This is a genomic window from Flavobacterium chuncheonense (assembly GCF_042686145.1).
Lineage (GTDB): Bacteria > Bacteroidota > Bacteroidia > Flavobacteriales > Flavobacteriaceae > Flavobacterium > Flavobacterium chuncheonense.
In genome coordinates this window covers 192,062-213,530 of record NZ_JBHUPC010000012.1, presented here as the reverse complement: position 1 = coordinate 213,530, position 21,469 = coordinate 192,062, and the positions used below count along the sequence as shown (strand labels likewise).

Sequence of the window (21,469 nt, the reverse complement as noted above, 5' to 3'; positions counted from 1 at the left end):
CAACGGTCAATCTACTTTTCATAACCTAAAAGAAAAGAACTCGCTACGCTCAGACAGCTTTTCTTTCTTAACGGTTATTTCAAAGGATTGACACTCGTTTGCGGAATCTAAGGCTGGTTTAAATTGTGCTGAATAGACGAATTGAATTCTTATGGGGGGATGCTCGACTGCGGATTCCTAGGCCGTTTTTAGAAATGTGGTGAATAGACAAATTGTGCTAATATCGAATTCATTTGCTATACTTTGTAAAAGTGATTTAGTAGTGAATAGACGAGTTGCGTTGTTAATAGATATGTTATTTAAATATAAGAATATATGAAACGAATTTTACTTATAGTAAGCCTTATTAGTGGTTTGTGGTTACAAGGTCAATGTTATGAAAGTGTACATTTGGGTGGTGGTCATACCGTTGCGACTAAAAGTGATGGCACTTTGTGGGGTTGGGGACGAGCTGATGGAGGGCAGTTGATTTCGAATGTAACTCGTGAATATGTACCCAAGCAGCTGGGTGCTGATACTGATTGGGCCAATGTTTTTTGTGGTGGCTTGAATACGTTTGCGATTAAAAACAATGGTACGTTATGGGCGTCAGGAGGTAATAATTATGGGTGTTTGGGGGTTAATTCAACTATTCAAGCCTTTTCGACATTTCAGCAAATCGGAACGGATACTAATTGGACAAAAGTTGCAGCTAGTGCTTATTTCACAATTGGATTAAAAGCTGATGGGACACTATGGGGCTGGGGGCAAAATGATTATTTTCAATTGGGGCAAGGGAGTTCTTCGGCTCAACAGCTTTTACCTCTACAAATTGGTACCGCAACTGATTGGGTGGATATTGCAGTGAGTACTGATGCAACTGGTTTTGCTTTGAAAAGTGACGGAACGCTATGGGGCTGGGGGTTTAATATTAACGCGCTTATCATGCCTAATAGTAGCGCCAACATAAGTGTTGTTAGCCCTACTCAAGTTTCTACTGTATCTACTTGGGTAAAAATGCGTTTGGGAGGTGGTCATATCTTAGCTCAAAAAGCTGATGGTACCCTCTGGGCCTGGGGTGGGGGGGAAAACCCTATTGGACAAGGCGGTATTGTAAGTTATACGAATACTCCACAATCATTAGGTACTGAAACTTGGAAGGATTTTGGTGCTGGTAGTGGTTATTCTGTGGCTATTAAAAGTGATGGTACATTATGGGCATGGGGGAATAACCCAAATGGTCAAATTGGTGATGGTACGACTACTAGTACCAATGTTCCTATTCAAATCGGTACGGATAGTGATTGGGAAACTGTTCAAGTTAGTTTGTCAAGTCATACCATGTTAACGAAAACGGATGGTACGGTTTGGTATTGGGGACACAATAATTATTATGCCACTTATGGTGGGAATACAACGGTTTCTACAGTAGCGGTGCAAACGCCAAATGTGTGTGTAGGTCCTACTTTGAGTAGTGAAGATTTTACGACAGCCAATACTATAGCGTTGTATCCTAATCCTTCTAAAGGAATGGTTACGCTGGATTATCAGTTGGAGACTGCTGCGCAGTTGCAGGTTATTGATGTTTCGGGGCGTGTAGTTTTGGAGCGAGAATTAGTGGCTGCTGAAACTTCGTTGCAATTTGATACTACTGCTATGGCGAGTGGGGTGTATGCGGTTCAGGTTTTGGGGAATAGTGGAGGTGTTTGGAGGAGTAAGTTGATTGTAGAATAGTTTTTCTTTTTTGCCTTGATGCAAAAAAGAAACAAAAAAGATCAAGGCTGGAATCTTCGTCGGTCAAATATGTTCTCGCAAGCTAAAAGAAAAGAACTCGGCTTTCAGCCTCAAACAGCTTTTCTTTTTTACGCTTTCTTCGAACATTTGACGCTCGACTACGGATTCCTAGGCCGTTTTTACAAATGTGGTGAATAGACAAATTGTGCTAATATCGAATTCATTTGCTATACTTTGTAAAAGTGATTTAGTAGTGAATAGACGAGTTGCGTTGTTAATAGATATGATATTTAAATATAAGAATATATGAAACGAATTTTACTTATAGTAGGCCTTATTAGTGGTTTGTGGTTACAAGGACAATGTTATGAAAGTGTGCATTTGGGGGGTGGTCATACCGTAGCGCTTAAAAGTGATGGCACGTTATGGGGTTGGGGAAGAGCCGATGCTGGACAGTTGCACTCCAGCGTAACCCGTGAGTATATACCGAAACAATTGGGTACTGCAAGTGATTGGTATAGCGTTTTTTGTGGGGGCTTGAATACGTTTGCGATAAAAAATAATGGCACTTTGTGGGGAACAGGAAGTAATAATTATGGATGTTTGGGGGGTAATTCAACAACTCAAGTCTTTTCCACATTTCAACAAATCGGTACGGATACTAATTGGACAAAAGTAGCAGCTAGTGCTAATTTTACAATTGGATTAAAAACTGATGGGACTGTATGGGGGTGGGGACAAAATGATTATTTTCAATTGGGACAAGGGAGTTCTTCGGCTCAACAGCTTTTTCCGTTGCAGATTGGTACCGCAACGGATTGGGTGGATATTGCTGTTAGTACTGATGCAACTGGTTTTGCTTTGAAAAGTGATGGTACGCTATGGGGTTGGGGCTTTAATCCTTCTTCTTTGCTTAGTTATGGCAATTCTAACATTAGTGAGGTTGTGCCAATTCAGATTACCACAGTGAATACTTGGGTGAAAATGCGTGTAGGTGGTTCTCATATCTTAGCTCAAAAGGCTGATGGCACCCTATGGGCCTGGGGGGGTGGTGAGCATGCAATAGGCCAAGGCGGTGCGGTAATTGTGACCAATACTCCTCAGCCATTAGGAACTGGAATTTGGAAAGATTTTGCAGCTGGTCCTGCTGAATCTATTGGAATTAAAAGTGATGGAACGTTATGGGTATGGGGAATAAATGATTTAGGACAACTAGGGGATGGTACTACTACAAATAGAAATGTGCCTACGCAAATTGGTACTGCAAATGATTGGGAAACGGTGCAGTATAGTTTGTCGTTTCATACTATGTTAACCAAGACGGATGGTACGATTTGGTATTGGGGACCTAATAATTATTACGCTACTTATGGTGGGAATACTGTAGTGTCTACAGTAGCGGTGCAAATGCCTAATGTATGTGTGGGGCCTACTTTGAGTAGTGAAGATTTTACTGCTGCCAATTCTATAGCGTTGTATCCTAATCCTTCTAAATGGATGGTTACTCTTGATTATCAGTTGGAAACTGCTGCGCAGTTGCAGGTTATTGATGTTTCGGGGCGTGTGGTTTTGGAGCGAGAATTGGCTGCGGCTGAGACTTCTTTTCAATTTGAGACTACTGCTATGGCGAGTGGGGTGTATGCGGTGCAGGTTTTAGGTAAGGATGGTGGGGTTTGGAGGAGTAAATTGATTGTAGAATAGTTTTTCTTTTTTGCCTTGATGCAAAAAAGAAACAAAAAAGATCAAGGCTGGAATCTTCGTCGGTCAAATATGTTCTCGCAAGCTAAAAGAAAAGAACTCGGCTTTCAGCCTCAAACAGCTTTTCTTTTTTACGCTTTCTTCGAACATTTGACGCTCGACTACGGATTCCTAGGCCGTTTTTACAAATGTGGTGAATAGACAAATTGTGCTAATATCGAATTCATTTGCTATACTTTGTAAAAGTGATTTAGTAGTGAATAGACGAGTTGCGTTGTTAATAGATATGTTATTTAAATATAAGAATATATGAAACGAATTTTACTTATACTAAGCCTTATTAGTGGTTTGTGGTTACAAGGGCAGTGTTATGAAAGTGTGCATTTGGGTGGTGGTCATACCGTAGCGATTAAAAGTGATGGAACGTTGTGGGGTTGGGGAAGAGCTGATGGAGGACAATTACATTCCAATGTAACTCGTGAATATGTGCCCAAACAGTTGGGGACTGCAAGTGATTGGTCTAGCGTTTTTTGTGGCAGCTTGAATACGTTTGCGATAAAAAATAATGGAACTTTATGGGCTACAGGAGGTAATAATTATGGATGTTTGGGTGTTAATTCAACTATCCAAGCCTTTTCGACATTTCAGCAAATCGGAACGGATACTAATTGGACAAAAGTAGCAGCTAGTGCTAATTTTACAATTGGATTAAAAGCTGATGGGACACTATGGGGGTGGGGGCAAAACGATTATTTTCAATTGGGACAAGGGAGTTCTTCGGCTCAACAGCTTTCACCTTTACAGGTTGGTACCGCAACGGATTGGGTTGATATTGCTGTGAGCACTAACAGAACTGCATTTGCTTTGAAAAGTGATGGTACGCTATGGGGTTGGGGGTTTAATCCTTCTTCTTTGCTTAGTTATGGAAATTCGAATATTAGTGAGGTTGTCCCTATTCAGGTTACTACAGTGAATACATGGGTAAAGATTCGAGTAGGAGCTCAACATATTTTAGCCCAAAAGGCTGATGGTACCCTCTGGATTTGGGGGGGAGGGGTAGATACTCTTGGGCAGAATGGTACAGTGACAGTTACCAATACACCACAACCTATAGCAGGCAGTTGGAAGGATTTTGATGCAGGATCTAGTTACTCTGTAGCTATAAAAAGTGACGGAACATTATGGTCTTGGGGGGTTAACCCAGATGGGGAATTAGGTGATGGTACTACTACTAATAAAAATGTACCTACCCAAGTTGGTACATCAAATGATTGGGAAACGGTTCAAGTTAGTTTGTCGTATCATACTATGTTAACCAAGACGGATGGTACAGTATGGTACTGGGGACCTAATAATTACTATGCTACTTATGGTGGGAATACAACGGTTTCTACAGTAGCGGTGCAAATGACAAATGTATGTGTGGGGCCTACTTTGAGTAGTGAAGATTTTACGGCTGCAAGTACCATTGCGTTGTATCCTAATCCATCCAAAGGGATGGTTACGCTGGATTATCAATTGGAAACTGCTGCGCAGTTGCAGGTTATTGATGTTTCGGGGCGTGTGGTTTTGGAGCATGAATTGGTTGCCGCTGAGACTTCGTTGCAATTTGATACTACTGCTATGGCGCCTGGGGTGTATGCAGTGCAGGTTTTGGGTAATGATGGTGGTGTTTGGAGGAGTAAATTGGTGATAGAATAGTGTACTTTTTGAAGCCCAAAAAAGTACCAAAAAATGCTTTTATTTTACGAGGTGTTTCCCTAAAAAGGTGTTTTTAGGGAACCGCCCTTCGACTCCGCTCAGGGACCGGTTTTGATTTTCTAAAATCCCTACAGGGATTCGGGATTTCTTAACGCAAATCATTTGCTACACTGCGTAAAAGTGATTTAGTGCAGAATAGATGAGTTGAGTTGTAAGGGACTGATGCTCGATTGCGGAGCGCTAGGCCGTTTTTAGAAATGTGGTGAATAGTCGAATTGTGCTAGTAACGAAAATCATTTGCTACACAACGTAAAAGTGATTTAGTTGTGAATGGGGAATGTATTTATTAATTTCGGTTTGGAGGAGTAAGTTGATTGTAGAATAGTTTTTCTTTTTTGCCTTGATGCAAAAAAGAAACAAAAAAGATCAAGGCTGGAATCTTCGTCGGTCAAATAAGCTCTCGAAAGCTAAAAGAAAAGAACTTGCTTCGCTTCGAACAGCTTTTCTTTTTTGCTTCGCCAGTTCGCTTCGCTCGTGTTACGCTTTCTTCGAACATTTGACGCTCGACTGTGGATTCCTAGGCCTTTTTTAGAATTGTGCTAAACAGATGAGTTTAGTTTTTATACGACTGCGGAATCTAAGGCTGGTTGAGAATTGTGTTGAATAGACGATTTGAATTCTTAAGGGGGGATGCTCGACTGCGGAGCGCTAGGCCGTTTTTAATAGTGTGCAAAATAGACGAATTGTGTTTTAACGGAAATACTGTGTAAAGGGTTAGTAGATGGTTGGTATTTAGTAGTTTGTTGTTGTGATGTGAATAGAATTTTTAGCTTTGTTGCGATTTTAATTTTCTATTTACCTTGCACTTTATGAAAAGATACCTTTTATTACTTCTTTTTGCTTTTACTTTTACTGTAAATGGGCAGACTTATTTGTCTGCTAGAGTTGTTGCTATTAAGGATGGTGATACCGTTGTTGTTTTGGATAGTTTAAGAACGCAGACTACGTTACGGTTGGCTGAGGTGGATTGCCCAGAAAAGAGTCAAGCTTTTGGAGCGAGGGCTAAGGAATTTACTTCTGATGCGATTTTTAATACTACTATTGAGTATGTAGTTATTGATATCGACCGGTATGGTAGGGCCATTGCTATGGTTTATTATGGTGCTGACCGTAAGTATTTATCGGCTGAAATTATACGAGCTGGGATGGGCTGGCATTATAAACGTTATTCTAATTCTGAGGAGTTGGCTCAACTTGAAGAAGAGGCTAGGGCAGCACGCCGTGGTTTGTGGATTGATGATAATCCAATACCGCCTTATGAATGGCGCAAAAACTAATATAAGAATTGTAGTTGTGTATTAAAGTGCTATTCGTAAATAGTAACTTTATAAATCCATTAGTTTGAAAAATTCAGCCAACTTTAAATTTCTAGCTTCACATATTCTCATAATAGTAATTAAACTAATTTTATAATCACTATCATCTTTAATTCTTCTAACAGTTTTTTCGTCTAAGTTGTGTTCTGTTGCGAATAGGCTATTGTTGTTAGTTGGAACTACCCAATTATCACGTATATATTCAACTATTTTTTTATTTGCCTTGTCCATATATAGCAAATAAACCTCTTAAAGTTAAAAAACTTTCGGATTATAATCCGAATTAATAATTTTTTTATATATTTGTAAAGAGTTATATAAAATATATAATTTTGCGATTCTTCATATACAATATTGAAGCATTCGCTTTGAATCTCGTTTCAGAAAACTGGTAATTTTTAACACACGAGATGATAAGTTAAATGCTCACGTCTATAGGCGTGGGCTCACTTATTCGTGTGTAGGGTATACCAGTACCTCTGAAACGTATAAGCTGAGTTCCATGCCTTTTTTTATGCCAAAAGGAACTACGTTTGATTCTAAGCCTACTTCAGCATTATTTTACGATTCGCGGATTAAGTTAGTTAGTTAAATTAATGAGAAAGCACCGTTTATATGGTGTATTCCTTTGAATGGTGTTTTTCTTTTATCATTAAAAACTTTATTGCCTATGGTGTGAAAAAGACATAAAGGAGTAAGACGCTTTTGAGAGCAAAAGTGTGTTACTTACAATAGTAGACCCCCTAAACTTCTTGGCGGACGAGTAGAGGGTCAAGTCAATAAAACAATGTTTCATTTAACAAAACAAAATTATGAATAATATCTTGTTTGGCAAGTGTAGGAACGGTATTCCTGCTTATTTTGCTATTATGTGCTGTTATTTGTTGTCCCTTACTACTACATATGGTACAACGAGCACCAATTTTCTAAAGTCTGATGGACTTTTTACAGGTATGGTTAACGATTTTCCATCTCCTACGACACGATTGCAGGAGATGGTAACGGGGGTAGTTAAGGATTCTGAGGGACCTATGGCTGGCGTTTCGGTTTCTGTAAAAGGAGCCAACCGTGGTACGATTACAGATTTTGATGGGCGCTATATTATTACGGCAGCGCAATCGGATACTTTGGTTTTTTCTTATATGGGTTACCATACTGTAGCGGTAAAAGTTGTACAAAGTGTGCTAGACGTTAGGATGGAAGTATCTGCCCAACAATTGAAGGAAGTAGTTGTAAATGCGGGGTATTATACAGTAAAAGATAAAGAACGTACCGGTAGTATCGCCCGAGTAACCGCTTCAACCATAGAAAAGCAACCGGTAGCCAATGTTTTAGCCGCTATGCAAGGACAAATGGCCGGTGTTGCGATTACACAGGCTACGGGAGTACCAGGAGGTGGTTTTTCCATACAAATACGAGGTGTTAATAGTTTGCGCGCAGAAGGGAATCAACCTTTGTATATCGTAGATGGATTGCCATTTTCTACTGAGAGTTTGGGTAATATTGCTCTATCAGGTTCTATAATGGGTGGGGTTTTAAATCCGTTGAATAGTATTAACCCGAGTGATATTGAGAGCATAGAGGTGTTGAAGGATGCTGATGCTACTGCTATTTATGGTTCCAGAGGTGCCAATGGAGTAGTGCTGATTACTACTAAAAAGGGTAAACAAGGCAAAACACAATTTCATTTTGATAGCTATACAGGTGTTGGTCAAGTTACTCGAAAATTGGATTTGTTGAATACCGAGCAGTATATAGCAGTTCGTGAGGAGGCTTTTGCCAATGATGGTATTTCTCCGTTACCAAGTTGGGCTTATGATGTCAACGGCACTTGGGATCGTACACGATATACCGATTGGCAAAAAGAATTGATAGGAGGGAATGCTTTTATACGCAATGTCAGTATGGGTGTTTCTGGTGGAACAGGATTGACCCAGTTTATGTTGAAAGGTACACACTATAATGAAACTACGGTATTTCCTGGCGATTTTAAATATCGCAAATCTGCGGTTCATTTTTCTGTTACTCATAGTTCTGCTGATAAAAAGTTCAACGTTAACTTTTCGAGCAATTATGTAGGCGATTCCAATAATTTGTTGAGTACTGATTTGACCCGAACTGCAACCGTATTGGCACCTAATGCCCCAGCCTTGTATACTGAGGATGGGGAGTTGAACTGGGAGAACTCTACTTGGGATAATCCATTACGTTTGTTAGAGGGTACTTATGAAACCAAAGTTAAGAGTTTGTATAGTGGTGGCTTGTTATCGTATGCTTTATTACCTTCTCTTACCGTTAAGACTGCTTTTGGTTATAGTGCTACCAACGTGCATGAATTTAGTACTACACCTTCGACAATATACAATCCTGCTTACGGTTTAACGAGTGCCGTGTCTTCAAGTATGGTGAATACATCGGAACAGCAATCTTGGAATATAGAGCCCCAAATCCAATGGCAACAAGCAGTAGGCAAGGGGAAATTTGATGTACTGGTGGGCGGAACGTTTCAAGCTCGTGATGCTTCGCAATTGGCATTATATGGAATGGGGTATACTAGTAATAGCTTGTTGCATAATATTGCTGCAGCATCTTACACTCAGGTTTTGAATAATAGTAGTTTGCAGTATCGTTACAGTGCACTGTTTGGTCGTTTTAATTATAGTTTGAACGATAAGTATTTTATTAATGTAACGGGAAGACGTGATGGTTCTAGTCGATTTGGACCAGGAAATCGCTTTGCTAATTTTGGAGCCGTAGGTGTTGCATGGTTATTTGGCAATGAATTGGCAGTACAAAATGCGCTTTCTTTTTTAAGTTTTGGGAAATTACGTGCTAGTTATGGTAGTACAGGAAGTGACCAAATAGGGGATTATCAGTTTTTGAATACGTATACCCCTTCGGGAGTTCCGTATAATGGCGTAGTAGGTTTATCGCCAGTACGCTTGTTTAATCCTGATTTTAGTTGGGAAGTGAATAAAAAATTTGAAGTAGCCCTAGAGACTGGATATTTTAAGAATCGCATTTTATTGACGGCAGCATATTTTAAGAATCGTTCTTCTAATCAATTGGTGGGGATACCTTTGCCGGGAACAACAGGTTTTACTTCGGTACAAGCTAACTTAGATGCTACGGTGGAGAATAGGGGAGTAGAGCTTGAGCTGCGTACCGTAAATGTATCTCGACCTAATTTTAAATGGGTGAGTACGGTTAATTTGACGGTACCTCAAAATGAATTGATTTCCTTTCCTGATTTAGAAGGTTCTGTTTATGCTAATCAATTTGTAATTGGAGAATCGTTGAGTATTCGTAAGGTATATGAATTTACCGGAGTGGACCCAACCACTGGGATTTATACTTTTAAAGATTTCAACGGCGATGGATTGTTAACCGACAAAGAAGACCGTCAAAAAATAGTTGATACAAGTCCTGAATATTATGGAGGGTTTACCAATTCGTTGACCTATAAAAATATAGGTTTGGATTTTATGTTTCAGTTTGTGAAACAGGTTGGTGTTAATAGTAATTCTGTTACTGATTTACCGGGTACTGCCAGTAATATGCCTACTAGTATTTTGGACCATTGGGAAACTGCTGGCGATATTGCTCCAACGCAGGTTTATACTGCAGGCTTTAATGGCGATGCTGTGAATGCTTTTTATACTAATTTCATTCGAAGTGATGCCGCTTATAGTGATGCTTCCTATGTACGCTTGAAGAACGTTTCCTTATCCTATGCCTTACCGAAATCGGTATTGCCGATGCTTCATTGTAAACTTTATTTGCAAGGACAGAATTTGTTGACTATTACCAAGTTTCAGGGTGCAGATCCTGAAAATCAAATGCGCGGTCAACTCCCAACTTTACGTGTTTTAACAGCTGGTGTACAGCTTACTTTTTAATTCCAAATTACAACATTATGAAAACTATTATTATCACTTTGAATAAGAAAATAGCCTTATTTGTTTTGTTGACATCGGTGAGTATACTGTCGCAAAGTTGTGAAGATTTTGTGGCGGTAGATTTGCCGACAAATCAATTGACAGGGGCGACCGTTTTTGAGGACGTTACTACAGCTGATGCTGCGATGACACATGTATATTCCAGAATGCGTGATGTGGTTTTGGTTACTGGTACTTCTGATGGATTGAGCTGTTTGCTGGGAAATTATTCCGATGAGTTTGACTATTATAGCACAGGCGGTTTGAGTGCGGAGTATTTTTATCAGAATAATTTATTGCCTACCACTCCAAGTATTACAACGCTTTGGAATTCGACATATGAGTTGATTTATGCTGTAAATTCGGTAATTGAGGGTGTGACTACTTCTGGAGGTATAAGTGTAGCCGATAAAGAGCGTTTGCTAGGTGAGGCTTATTTTGTTAGGGCTTATTTGCATTTTTACTTGGTTAATCTTTACGGAGAAATACCTTATGTCCTTACGACCGATTATGAAATTAATACTAACATATCTAAGCTAAGTATTCCGGATGTTTATGCTGCTATGACAACTGATTTGCAACAGGCTGTAAGTTTAATGCCAGAAGCCTATAGTAGTTTTGACCGCATTCGACCTAATCGCAGTGTTGGGTATGCTTTATTGTCGCGTATTAAATTGTATAGTGAGCATTGGAATGAAGCCTTATTGTATGCTGATATGGTGCTTGCTAATTCCGCATTGTATCAAATGGAGAGTGATTTGAATCAAGTGTTTTTGAATAGCAGTACCGGTACTTTATGGCAGCTTTTGCCCCAATTTAGTGGTTCTAATACCCTTGAAGCACAATCGTTTATTTTTTCAAGTGGACCGCCACCGAGTTTTGCTTTAACTGATGCTTTTATTAATTCTTTTGCGATAGGTGATATGAGAAAAAACTTATGGATTGGTACTGTTACGGATGGTAGTCAAAATTGGTATTATCCGAATAAATACAAAGAACAAGCACCAACTGGTAGTTCTGTGGAGTATTCTATATTATTTCGTATTGAAGAGCTGTATTTGATTCGCGCTGAAGCAAAGGCGCAGTTGGGTGATTTGGATGGCGCTAAGCAAGATTTGAATTTGTTGCGCAATAGGGCAGGGTTGGCCGATACAGCTGCACTTACTACTACTGCACTTTTAGCTGCGATTCAAGATGAACGACGCTTTGAATTTTTTACCGAACTGGGACATCGCTGGTTTGATTTGAAACGTACCGGAACTGCTACTAGTGTTTTAGGCGTATTGAAACCGGGGTGGGATAGTAAGGATTTATTATTGCCATTACCATCCGGAGAATTGTTGTTGAACCCTAATTTGTTGCCCCAAAATGCAGGGTACTAGGATAATTTTAAATGAAAAAGCTATGCGGTATTTTATATTATTTTTAATTTTTATTGTTGAGGTTGGCTATGGGCAAATGACAGCCAAGCGTCAATTGACACCTGATGATTATAGGAAATGGAGTAGTTTTGAACAATCCATCATGAGTAAAGATGGTCAATGGGTTAGCTATAGCTTAAAGTGGGAGCAAAACGATACTTTGTATTTGTATTCAACCGTTACAAAAGAGCGGTTGCAGTTTGCGCATGCTCGATGGAATAGTTTTTCACCAAAGAGTGATTGGTTTTCTTATTATCAAAATGACAGTTTACGGTTACGTGATTTGAAACGTAAGAAAGAACTGTTTGTGAGTAAAGGAGTAGTGGATTATGGTTTTGTGGCTGGCGGGAATTATTTGTACTATGTTACCGCTATTGAAGGGACTAAAGTATTGCATTTGCGAAATATGAAATCGGGTAGCGCAACGCAAATCTCTTCTGTGGAGTCGTATCAATTTAGTCCAGACCAAAGCAAAATAGCGTATGTTACACGAGCAAATGGCCGTTCCACGGTTGCACTGTTGCAAATTGGAATTTCTGAACCCATTGTCCTCGTAAAAGGCAAGGAGGAAAGTACTTTTAAAGATTATACATGGGATGCTGCGAATGATGTGTTGACTTTTTTTGAATATGACACCGTTCCTTCCCAATATCCAAAACGATTGTATTGGTGTACAGGATTTGATAATAGGGTATTAGTAAAGCAGTTGGATTCTACTTTTGAGGGGATTCCTTCTGGATATAGAATGACCTATAATTTTTTGTATTTGCCTGAAGTTAAAGGAAAAGTATTGCTTTCATTAGAAGCTCTTCCGTCACCATCTGAGTTGGATAAGAAGGCAGTACAAATTTGGAAATCTACTGATTTGACGGTTCCTCCAAAAGCTTATAAAAAGCATAAGGGGCGTTCGTTATTTTGGTATTCGTGGGATGTTTATCAAAATACTCTTTTGGCAGTAGCAGATTCGGAACACGACAATGCAATTTTGACTTCCGATACGCAATATGCTTTGGTTTCCAATAATGATGAACTGGCACCATTGTACAAGTCGAGTGGAGAGATTATGGCATATTATGTAAAGGAGATGGCTACAGGTAAGAAAGTGTTGTTATCGGACAAGCAAAAGGCTTTTGAAAATCAAGTAATGCTTTCACCAAAGGGGAATTGTATAGCTTACTTTAGAGATGGTGAATGGTGGGTTTATGATATTGTGAAGCAAGAGCATCGCTGTTTGACTAAAGGAATGGAAGTGTCATTTGAAAGAAAGGATTATGATCAACTCGATATAGTACCACCAGCTTCATCTCCTTTTTGGCTAACTGATGGAAGTGGGCTTGTTATTAGTGATCACTATGATTTATGGTTGATTACAATAGATGGGCAAACTAAGCGGCGTTTGACTAATGGTGCTAAGCATAAAACAATCTATAGAATATATGAATCACTCCTAACTTCAGCACCCAATCCCTCTTATTATGGATTAAGAACAAAGGTTGTAGATTTTAGAAAATCACTTCTATTAACTATTGAAAACGAAGCTACTTTGTCTCATGGAATTTGTGTTTTAATGCCAAATGGTAAAATGAATACTTTAATCAATAGAGAGCGGACTATTCATGTAATTCAAGCAACTGATGATTTGAATCATTTTTTGATTTTGGAGTTTGATTTTGCGATGCCTCCACGCTTGTTGTATGTTTCTTCAAAAGGAGAAGAAGCAATAGTATGTCAAAGTAATCCACAACAAGCGCAATTTAAATGGGGGAAATCTAAATTGATTACTTATCAAAATAAGGATGGTAAATTATTGAAAGGTGCATTGTTTTATCCTGATGATTATGATGCACAAAAAGAATATCCACTATTAGTTTCTATTTATGAAAAGAAGTCGGGTGAGGTTTTTGATTATACAGCACCTAGCCAAGAAAATAACAATGGTTTTAATATAACTAATTTTGTTACAAATGGTTATTTTGTTTTGTATCCTGATATTACTTATGGGGTTAATACTCCGGGGGATGATGCCTTGGATTGTGTTACCGCTGCGGTTACAAGTGTACTAAAAGATTATCCTATTGCTAAACATTCGATAGGTTTAATTGGACACTCTTTTGGAGGTTATGAAACGTCTTATATCATGACCCAGAGTTCTTTTTTTAAAACGGCTGTTATTGGTGCTCCTTCTATTGATTTGACCAGTGGCTATTTGACGATGGATGGACATGGCGTATCGAATATGTGGCGCTATGAATTTGGGCAATATCGTACTACGGCACCTTTTTATGAGAAAACATTTTATCGTAATTCTCCTTTGTTGCATGTACAAAATGTGACATCACCTGTACTCATATGGACAGGAACAGAAGATTTGCAACTTGATTGGTTACACAGTGTGAAATTATACAATGCTTTATGGCGCTTGGGTAAAAAAAGTACTTTGTTGGTATACCCAGGAGAGGGACATGTTTTTGCAGATACTAAGAATCAACGGGACTTGACCCACAAAATAGAAGATTGGTTTGATTATTATTTGAAAGGGAAACTGAATGCGGAATGGATGGAGTGATTTTGATTTAGTTACAAGGTGTCGCCGAAGCGGCACCTTTTTTGGTTTTATTTGAAACTATGAATGTATCTTGTTTTTGAGTGGGCTGTTCTTTGTACTGAAACTTTGTTTTTCCTTGTATTATCAAATGTTCAAGAGCCAATTTTGATTTTGTAAATCTGCTGAAACGTCATTGGAATTTGATACTAGGGCTATGGCAAGTGGGGTGTATGCGGTGCAGGTTTTGGGTAAGAATGGTGGGGTTTGGAGGAGTAAATTGGTGATAGAATAGTGTACTTTTTTGAAGCCCAAAAAAGTACCAAAAAAGGCTTTTCTTTTACGAGGTGTTTCCCTAAAAAAGTGTTTTTAGGGAACCGCAAAGTGATTTTCTAAAATCCCTACAGGGATTCGGGATTTCTTAACGAAAATCATTTGCTACACTGCGCAAAAGAGGGTAGTAGTGAATAGGTGAATTGTGTTTTTATGGGCTGATGCTAAACTGCGGAATCTAAGGCTGGTTTAGTATTGTGCTGAATAGACGATTATGTTTTAAAGGGATATCATTTGTTACACTGCGTAAAAGTGATTTAGTAGGGAATGGGGAATGTATTTATTAATTTCGGTTTGGAGGAGTAAATTGGTTATAGAGTAAATTTTCTTTTTTGCCTTGATGCAAAAAAGAAACAAAAAAGATCAAGGCTGGAATCTTCGTCGGTCAAATAAGCTCTCGATAGCTAAAAGAAAAGAACTTGCTTCGCTTCGAACAGCTTTTCTTTTTTTACGCTTTCTTCGAACATTTGACAATCGACTGTGGATTCCTAGGCCGTTTTTAGAAATGTGGTGAATAGACGAGTTGTTTTTTTATACAACTGCGGAAGCTAAGGACGATTGAGAAGTGTGCAATAAAAGATATTATTTGCTATACTTTGTAAGGAGTAATCTTTTCGTTATTGAAGATTAAAGCTTTTGAATTTTTGATTTTAGGCGAAAGACTAGCGCAATTTTATTTTTTCTACACCAAGTGTAAGTTTGAAATGTTTTCGAAATGGGGTTTTCAACCAATTTTGGTTATTGCTATTTTTACTGATATAATAGGAGCAAGCCTCATCGTTATCGTTGTAACGTACATAGATATTGTCTTCCTTACCATCTGAGGTACTGAGCACTTCGAATCCTATAAAAATATCTGTGCATTGTAAATTTAGGGGAGTTAAATCAATACGGAATTTGCCATCATGTTCTTTTGTAACAATGAATTTAATTTGATTTTCACTAATTGCTTTACCAGGTTTACCATCTTCACCTATTTCATATATTAAAAGTCCAAGTTGGGTATCTTTATAGTTTATATTTAATTTTTTTTTAAAAAGATTTACAAGTCCAGTATTGAAATAAAAGTCTACATAAGATAAGCGGCCTTTGGGTATGTTTCTTATTGCACTGACCTCTTTTTTGACATAGTTTAATCCATTAAAAGCAGGAATTCCTTTCAGTTCTACTTTTGAAATGTATTTCTTTACTTTTTTATTATTCTTTATAATAACCTCCTCAAGATGAATAAGAGTGTCTTTTGGTAATTCATATTGTGCCTTACCAGACAGACTGAAGAGTAGTATTGTAAGTAGAAAAATTAATTTTTGATGCATATTTAATTAATTTTTAATTGCTTTACAGTTTAGCTTTTAGTTGGGTTAATACTTTTTCAAGTGAGCTTAGTCCATTTGTAATTTTTGTAATTTCATTACCATCATTGTCTACTAAAATAAGACAGGGTAAAGCATTTGATTGGTATTTGTTTTTGAAATGGGTGTACTCTTGCATGATTTTAGAGTTGTAATCATGGTATTTGGGTATGTTGATTTCATACGTAACATAATTTTGTTGTGCGAATCTTTTGTATTCGTTTGTACTTATAACGTTTCGTTCCATTTTAACACAAGGCTTGCACCATTCAGCTCCTGTTAAAATTATCAATATTGGTTTGTTTTCCTTTTTTGCTACGGATACCGCTTGGTTCCAGTCGGTGTATTTTTCGATTTCTTGAGCGATACTGATTTGGAAAAGGAATAAGCAGCATAGGGTATGGAATAGTTTCATGTTTTGGTAAATAAGAAAGGTTGTAAACATAATTTACAACCTTGGTTTTTAATTTGTTTAAGCGGTTTATGCTAAAGCAACAATAATTGCAATTATCATCATAGTTGAAATATCATCATCATTTTCATAATCCATAATGACTCTTTTATCGAATTTACCCATGCTAAGCATTATTAAATTCTCGGTTACTTCATTGGATTCGTCAATTTTTAATGTTATGTCGTATTCTTTTGCTTCTTTATTGAATGTATAATTGATTTCTAATATTTTCTCTTCGTTTGAAAAATAGGCCCAACCGTTTTTTGTTTTCTTTTCTGTAATACTGATATCTTTTGACGGGAAGTAGATTTTTTTATTTTTAAAAAAGGCAACAGTTTCACCGCTTTCATCAACCAATGTTTTACGATTTACAAGCTTGTAATTGCTGGTTCCTTGTTTAATTTCTTTTTCGCTATGATTGCGATTGAATGAAATGATACTGTCTTTTTCATTGTTGAATAATACAAATTCCTTTGCGTTACTATACTTGACGGGAATTTTAGCGAATAATTGTTTTTCTTGAGCAGATACTTTGAACATCGCTATTAAAGCTAATACAACTAAGGTTTTTAATTTCATGCTTAATAAATTTAAATTCGTTAATATTAAAATGATTTATTAGTGTTTTCAATATGAAAATATTAGTTCCAGCATGTTTTCCGTTACTTCTTCTTTAGGTTTCGCTATTATTTTGTTTTCTTTTTCATTAATTGTAAAGACTATATTTTTTTTACCGCTACTAAGCGTATAATATTTTTTTTGTTGGTCAACCTCTTCGTGCCCTTGAATTACATACTTTGACTTTTTTTTTTAATCGGAAATAATAATCAATGAATCGGTAATAGTTATTCTGGTTTTGCCTTTTGCAATATTGCCATATTGTGGTGATTCGATTTTTTTAATTTTATATTCTTGAGCGTATATTAAGCTTGTAAATAATAAGGCTATGGTTAAAATGATTTTATGCATTGAATTTTTATTGATATGAGTAGTGGTCTAAGTTAAGATAAAAGATATCGACTTCTGTTTTGCTTTTATTTATAAGTTGTTTGTTTAAATAATATAAGTATTTTGTATACTTAACATTCGCTTTATTTTTTGCCCATAAAATTATTATACAAGGTTTGTTTTCTTTGAAAGGGAAAATTGAATTTCCTTCATAATCAATTAAGTTATCTTTTATTAGTTCTAATGAACATACTTGATTATCTGGACCTTTTGTGATTAATTTGTTTTCGTTAAAAATTTCTGTATAATAATCACGTTCATTAAATATAGTACGATCAATATAACATCCTCCCAATGCATTTTCGTCAATCATTTGGCCGTTTGCATTGAATAGATATACGTCTGGCCTTAATAATTTATTTAATTTCTTTCTTTTAACATTATACTTTCTAAAAAAAGCAACTTCTTCAAAATCATCAAAGTTTTTTAGAAAAAGTGATTTTTTTAGTGGAATAGGAAGTTCTTCTTTTTCGATGTACTGTTTAAGGGAAGTATAGTTTTCCATTTTAGTTTCCTTTGTAACTTTATTAATAGTAGTAAAAGACATTATGAAAATAGCTAGTAGAAAAGAAGCGAAAATTTTAAGTTTCATTTAATTAATTTATATAATTTATGATAATAATTTCAAATACTATTTATTTTGACATCTTGTCTACAATAGCAATTAAAATAAAATTTTATTGAAATGAATAGTTATCAACATTAAGATAAAAGATATCGACTTCTGTCTTGCTATTTTTTATGAGGTACTTATTGTATTCAATTAGGAATTTTGTAGTTTTTACATTCGCTTTATTTTTTGCCCATAAAATGAGAATACAAGGAGTGTTTTCTTTGAATGGAAAAACTGAATTTCCTTGATAATCAGTTAAGTTATCTTTAATGAGTTCTAATGAACAAGTTTGTTTATCTGGACCTTTCGTTATTAGATCGTTTTCGTTAAGGATTGCTGTATAATAATCACGATTGTTGAATTCAGATCTATCGATATAACATCCTCCTAAAGCATTATCGTCAATAAGTTGCCAACTGGAATTGAAAAGATATACATCGGGTTTGAAAAGTTTGTTTATGCTTTTTCTTTTAACATTATACTTTCTAAAAAAAGCAAATTGTTCAAAGTCAATAAGATTTTTCAAGAAAAGTGATTTTTCTAATGGAACAGGAAGTTCTTCTTTTTCTATGTACTGTTTAAGGGAAGTATAGTTTTCGATTTTAGGTTCTTTTGCTTCATTATTGATTGTAGCAAAAGACATTATGAAAATAGCTAGTAGAAGAGAAGTGATAATTGTGGCTTTCATTAAGATGTAATTTGTTTTAAAAATATTACATTTTGTTTGTATACTACAGTATTTAACTTTTTTTTAAATAGTATAAAAGAAGATAGAACTCGTTTTAGGTTGTATAACTTTCTATGAATTATTATCCAATACCATATGTCCATTTAGCCAATCTTCATGTTTGATATGATTATTCCAATTGAGTTCGATTGTATCAAATTCAAATGTCCAATCGATCCAGCATACAATGTCATTATATTCGAAATATCCTCCTAATATACAGGTTTTATTGTTTTCGTCAATTTTATTTTCTGCAATGACATCCCAATATTCGAATAAGTTTTCGAAATATTGAATGTAATCGGGTTTCTTATTTTTGAAATTTGCTGTACCGGAGTAATTGATTCTGAATTTTTCATTCTTATATCCTTTTACTTTCATTTTTGTTTTTCCTAAAACGATACCTTCTTCAATACCTTTTTCATGATGATTTTTTAGAAATCCCCAATCGAATTCTATGATAGTGTGTTCTTCTGTTTCGTAAATATAGTCAATACCAGAATCGTGTAAACTGAGTCTGTGAAAGTCATTTGTTATACTGAACTCTGAATTCATAATCGTTTTTAATTTTAAATATTATTGATGAATTCAGCAAACTTAGTTGATTATAGTATTAAAAAATTACGGTTTATTGTAGGCAAAATTACGGTTTTGAATTTTAAAGGTTACTACCATTTGAACTCCTTGTTTTGAAGGCTACAATCTAGATAATTTTATAGATAAGTCAATTTGTTAAATTAATCATTTACGAGCCAATCAACTACATCTTTAAAAACGTTATCCCAATGAAAACTTTCACCTATAGGATTTCCTTCTTTATCAAATTCTTTTTTTAAAAAATTATGATTCAAATCTGGATAAATTTTTAATTCCAAATTATTTTTGTTTAATAGTAGTGGTAGAAGGTTATTATTATATGCCCTTACATCATCTGTTCCGTAGCAAATTAAAATAGGTTTTTTAATTTTTTTAAAACTTTCTATTGGTTGATTTTCGTTATAGGAAATAAAATTATTCATATCATAATCCTGCTTATTGAAATTTTGTAAGTTTTTATAATCTTTTAATTCTTTGTAAATTTTAGAAACACGGATGGAGTCATTATGCAAGGATGTGTTATCTATTTGAAGCCTAATAATATTTTCACTAATACGATTAATAGGGTCTGCAGATAAGCAAGCTATTTTTTTTATCAGTGTATTTTTTTCTGCGACTTTAGCAGTTACTCGGTAACCCTCAGAATGCCCAACAAGAAATATATTTTTTTTGTCTACCCAATTCTGTTTTTTTAGATATTTAATAACTTCTTCAGTTTGGAATACTCTATAATATAAATTATCATTTTTAAGGTAATCTAACGAAGGTTCTTTTTGTACGAATTCATATTCGTTAAATTCACAAATCAAAGATGCACCTTTCCGATTTATAATTACCAGATTAACATCCTTTATAAATTTAGAATAATCAAAAGGAAAGTTTACCCATAAATAGTCTTTTTCTTTTAGAATAACTGGATTGGGTAAGGAGCCTTGAAGAAAAATTATTGTTGGCTTTGGAGATTCATTAAAGGTTGAATGTAAGAATTGAATAGTGTCTTTTTTGGTTTTAATTTCAACTTTATTAAAATATTTTAATCCACTAATGTTTTGAGATATAGCAATCGTTGAAAGAAATAATAAACTAAATGTAATTAAAAGCTTTAGTTTTTTCATAGTATAATTTTTGGTTTTGTAAATTATCATGGATTTTATTCTGGAGTTACAAATCAACAGTATTAGTCAGTCTAATTTTTTTATAGAAACGAATTTATATTTTAAAAAAATATAGGATATAAAGAGCAAAAATAAATTATTATAATTATAATGATTACGGTTTTTTTATAGCGGTATTACGGTTTTTACCTTATGTTCCCGTGGTTTGTTTTGAATTGAAGCTAAATTTTTCCTTTAGGATTTTCATATCCTCACTTACTTTTCTATAAAGGACAATAGTGCTCTAATAATTATTTGCTCATTTCTAGGTACTCCATATATGTAATTTTTATATCATAAAACAAAACAGATAAACCGTAATATTTTAGCTTTATAACCGTAATTGTAAAGAAAAATATTATTGTAAAATTGCAGGAATAAAGTTTTATGTTTGATTTATGAAAAATATATTAATTGCATTTTTAGTTGTAATTATTGTTTCATGTGGAAACGATAAATTCTCAAATAATTGGAAAACATTCTATAAAGTAGATTCAATTCCAAGTCCATTAATTAAAAAAATGTCAGAATTAGAAAAAATTAATTTTGTTATTGCTAATCCAGGTGAGAATATTATTACTGGAGATATATATTCAGATTCACTACCAAATAAAGAGTTAATTTTTGTTTCTAACTCTAATAAAAAATGGAGATTAGTATATACTCAATTTGGTTTTATTAAACATAATGTTTTAGTTGAGTGCAACATTGAGAATGATTCTATTATCGAACTATTAAAGTTTAAAACGAAATTTAATATCTCAAATAACACTATAATAGACAGTTTAATACATCATAAAAAAATTCTATTTGAACAAAATAAATAAATTGTACGAGATTAA

At 35.4% G+C, this 21,469-nt stretch carries 16 protein-coding genes; 8 read left to right on the top strand and 8 right to left on the bottom strand.

Going from position 1 to position 21,469, the window contains the following annotated elements:
* Positions 1-315: 315 nt before the first annotated feature.
* From ACFS5J_RS04985 to ACFS5J_RS04955, 7 genes are all read left to right on the top strand, one after another.
* Complete coding sequence (locus ACFS5J_RS04985; protein WP_379810942.1) at positions 316-1,713, top strand: T9SS type A sorting domain-containing protein; 1,398 nt, start codon at positions 316-318, stop codon at positions 1,711-1,713.
* Between the two features lie 306 nt (positions 1,714-2,019).
* The gene (locus ACFS5J_RS04980; protein ID WP_379810941.1) at positions 2,020-3,414 is read left to right on the top strand and encodes a T9SS type A sorting domain-containing protein; all 1,395 of its coding nucleotides are present in this window, start codon (positions 2,020-2,022) and stop codon (positions 3,412-3,414) included.
* Between the two features lie 306 nt (positions 3,415-3,720).
* Positions 3,721-5,112: a T9SS type A sorting domain-containing protein gene (locus ACFS5J_RS04975; protein WP_379810940.1), complete on the top strand. Its 1,392-nt coding sequence runs from the start codon at positions 3,721-3,723 to the stop codon at positions 5,110-5,112.
* A gap of 869 nt (positions 5,113-5,981) precedes the next feature.
* Complete coding sequence (locus ACFS5J_RS04970; RefSeq protein WP_379810939.1) at positions 5,982-6,449, top strand: thermonuclease family protein; 468 nt, start codon at positions 5,982-5,984, stop codon at positions 6,447-6,449.
* A gap of 851 nt (positions 6,450-7,300) precedes the next feature.
* Positions 7,301-10,387: a SusC/RagA family TonB-linked outer membrane protein gene (locus ACFS5J_RS04965; RefSeq protein ID WP_379810938.1), complete on the top strand. Its 3,087-nt coding sequence runs from the start codon at positions 7,301-7,303 to the stop codon at positions 10,385-10,387.
* 17 nt (positions 10,388-10,404) lie between these two features.
* Positions 10,405-11,808: a RagB/SusD family nutrient uptake outer membrane protein gene (locus tag ACFS5J_RS04960; protein ID WP_379810937.1), complete on the top strand. Its 1,404-nt coding sequence runs from the start codon at positions 10,405-10,407 to the stop codon at positions 11,806-11,808.
* 22 nt (positions 11,809-11,830) lie between these two features.
* Positions 11,831-14,413, top strand: coding sequence for a S9 family peptidase (locus ACFS5J_RS04955; RefSeq protein WP_379810936.1), 2,583 nt, complete (start codon positions 11,831-11,833; stop codon positions 14,411-14,413).
* Positions 14,414-15,384: 971 nt separating this feature from the next.
* On the opposite strand, the gene ACFS5J_RS04950 is transcribed toward ACFS5J_RS04955, so the two are convergent.
* The 8 genes from ACFS5J_RS04950 to ACFS5J_RS04915 form a co-directional block, all read right to left on the bottom strand.
* Positions 15,385-16,038: a hypothetical protein gene (locus ACFS5J_RS04950; protein WP_379810935.1), complete on the bottom strand. Its 654-nt coding sequence runs from the start codon at positions 16,036-16,038 to the stop codon at positions 15,385-15,387.
* 22 nt (positions 16,039-16,060) lie between these two features.
* Positions 16,061-16,489: a thioredoxin family protein gene (locus tag ACFS5J_RS04945; RefSeq protein ID WP_379810934.1), complete on the bottom strand. Its 429-nt coding sequence runs from the start codon at positions 16,487-16,489 to the stop codon at positions 16,061-16,063.
* Positions 16,490-16,555: 66 nt separating this feature from the next.
* On the bottom strand, positions 16,556-17,107 hold the full coding sequence (locus ACFS5J_RS04940) for a hypothetical protein (RefSeq protein WP_379810932.1): 552 nt from the start codon (positions 17,105-17,107) through the stop codon (positions 16,556-16,558).
* A gap of 231 nt (positions 17,108-17,338) precedes the next feature.
* Entirely contained in the window at positions 17,339-17,497 is a 159-nt protein-coding gene (locus tag ACFS5J_RS04935) for a hypothetical protein (RefSeq protein ID WP_379810931.1), read from the bottom strand.
* Positions 17,498-17,504: 7 nt separating this feature from the next.
* Positions 17,505-18,128, bottom strand: coding sequence for a hypothetical protein (locus tag ACFS5J_RS04930; RefSeq protein ID WP_379810930.1), 624 nt, complete (start codon positions 18,126-18,128; stop codon positions 17,505-17,507).
* Between the two features lie 85 nt (positions 18,129-18,213).
* Positions 18,214-18,837 carry a hypothetical protein gene (locus ACFS5J_RS04925; protein ID WP_379810929.1) on the bottom strand — a complete coding sequence of 208 codons (624 nt, stop codon included), beginning with the start codon at positions 18,835-18,837 and terminating at the stop codon, positions 18,214-18,216.
* A gap of 111 nt (positions 18,838-18,948) precedes the next feature.
* On the bottom strand, positions 18,949-19,431 hold the full coding sequence (locus ACFS5J_RS04920) for a hypothetical protein (RefSeq protein ID WP_379810928.1): 483 nt from the start codon (positions 19,429-19,431) through the stop codon (positions 18,949-18,951).
* Between the two features lie 182 nt (positions 19,432-19,613).
* On the bottom strand, positions 19,614-20,588 hold the full coding sequence (locus ACFS5J_RS04915; RefSeq protein ID WP_379810927.1) for an alpha/beta hydrolase family protein: 975 nt from the start codon (positions 20,586-20,588) through the stop codon (positions 19,614-19,616).
* Between the two features lie 437 nt (positions 20,589-21,025).
* Between ACFS5J_RS04915 and ACFS5J_RS04910 the strand changes: the two genes are divergently transcribed.
* Positions 21,026-21,454, top strand: a complete 429-nt coding sequence (locus ACFS5J_RS04910) for a hypothetical protein (RefSeq protein WP_379810926.1) — start codon at positions 21,026-21,028, stop codon at positions 21,452-21,454.
* Positions 21,455-21,469 lie beyond the last annotated feature (15 nt).

What these genes read in the sequence shown, in the direction of transcription:
- ACFS5J_RS04985 (WP_379810942.1), top strand. Translation starts at nt 316, where the DNA reads ATGAAACGAATTTTACTTATAGTAAGCCTTATTAGTGGTTTGTGGTTA.
- ACFS5J_RS04980 (WP_379810941.1), top strand. Translation starts at nt 2,020, where the DNA reads ATGAAACGAATTTTACTTATAGTAGGCCTTATTAGTGGTTTGTGGTTA.
- ACFS5J_RS04975 (WP_379810940.1), top strand. Translation starts at nt 3,721, where the DNA reads ATGAAACGAATTTTACTTATACTAAGCCTTATTAGTGGTTTGTGGTTA.
- ACFS5J_RS04970 (WP_379810939.1), top strand. Translation starts at nt 5,982, where the DNA reads ATGAAAAGATACCTTTTATTACTTCTTTTTGCTTTTACTTTTACTGTA.
- ACFS5J_RS04965 (WP_379810938.1), top strand. Translation starts at nt 7,301, where the DNA reads ATGAATAATATCTTGTTTGGCAAGTGTAGGAACGGTATTCCTGCTTAT.
- ACFS5J_RS04960 (WP_379810937.1), top strand. Translation starts at nt 10,405, where the DNA reads ATGAAAACTATTATTATCACTTTGAATAAGAAAATAGCCTTATTTGTT.
- ACFS5J_RS04955 (WP_379810936.1), top strand. Translation starts at nt 11,831, where the DNA reads ATGCGGTATTTTATATTATTTTTAATTTTTATTGTTGAGGTTGGCTAT.
- ACFS5J_RS04950 (WP_379810935.1), bottom strand. Translation starts at nt 16,038, where the DNA reads ATGCATCAAAAATTAATTTTTCTACTTACAATACTACTCTTCAGTCTG.
- ACFS5J_RS04945 (WP_379810934.1), bottom strand. Translation starts at nt 16,489, where the DNA reads ATGAAACTATTCCATACCCTATGCTGCTTATTCCTTTTCCAAATCAGT.
- ACFS5J_RS04940 (WP_379810932.1), bottom strand. Translation starts at nt 17,107, where the DNA reads ATGAAATTAAAAACCTTAGTTGTATTAGCTTTAATAGCGATGTTCAAA.
- ACFS5J_RS04935 (WP_379810931.1), bottom strand. Translation starts at nt 17,497, where the DNA reads ATGCATAAAATCATTTTAACCATAGCCTTATTATTTACAAGCTTAATA.
- ACFS5J_RS04930 (WP_379810930.1), bottom strand. Translation starts at nt 18,128, where the DNA reads ATGAAACTTAAAATTTTCGCTTCTTTTCTACTAGCTATTTTCATAATG.
- ACFS5J_RS04925 (WP_379810929.1), bottom strand. Translation starts at nt 18,837, where the DNA reads ATGAAAGCCACAATTATCACTTCTCTTCTACTAGCTATTTTCATAATG.
- ACFS5J_RS04920 (WP_379810928.1), bottom strand. Translation starts at nt 19,431, where the DNA reads ATGAATTCAGAGTTCAGTATAACAAATGACTTTCACAGACTCAGTTTA.
- ACFS5J_RS04915 (WP_379810927.1), bottom strand. Translation starts at nt 20,588, where the DNA reads ATGAAAAAACTAAAGCTTTTAATTACATTTAGTTTATTATTTCTTTCA.
- ACFS5J_RS04910 (WP_379810926.1), top strand. Translation starts at nt 21,026, where the DNA reads ATGAAAAATATATTAATTGCATTTTTAGTTGTAATTATTGTTTCATGT.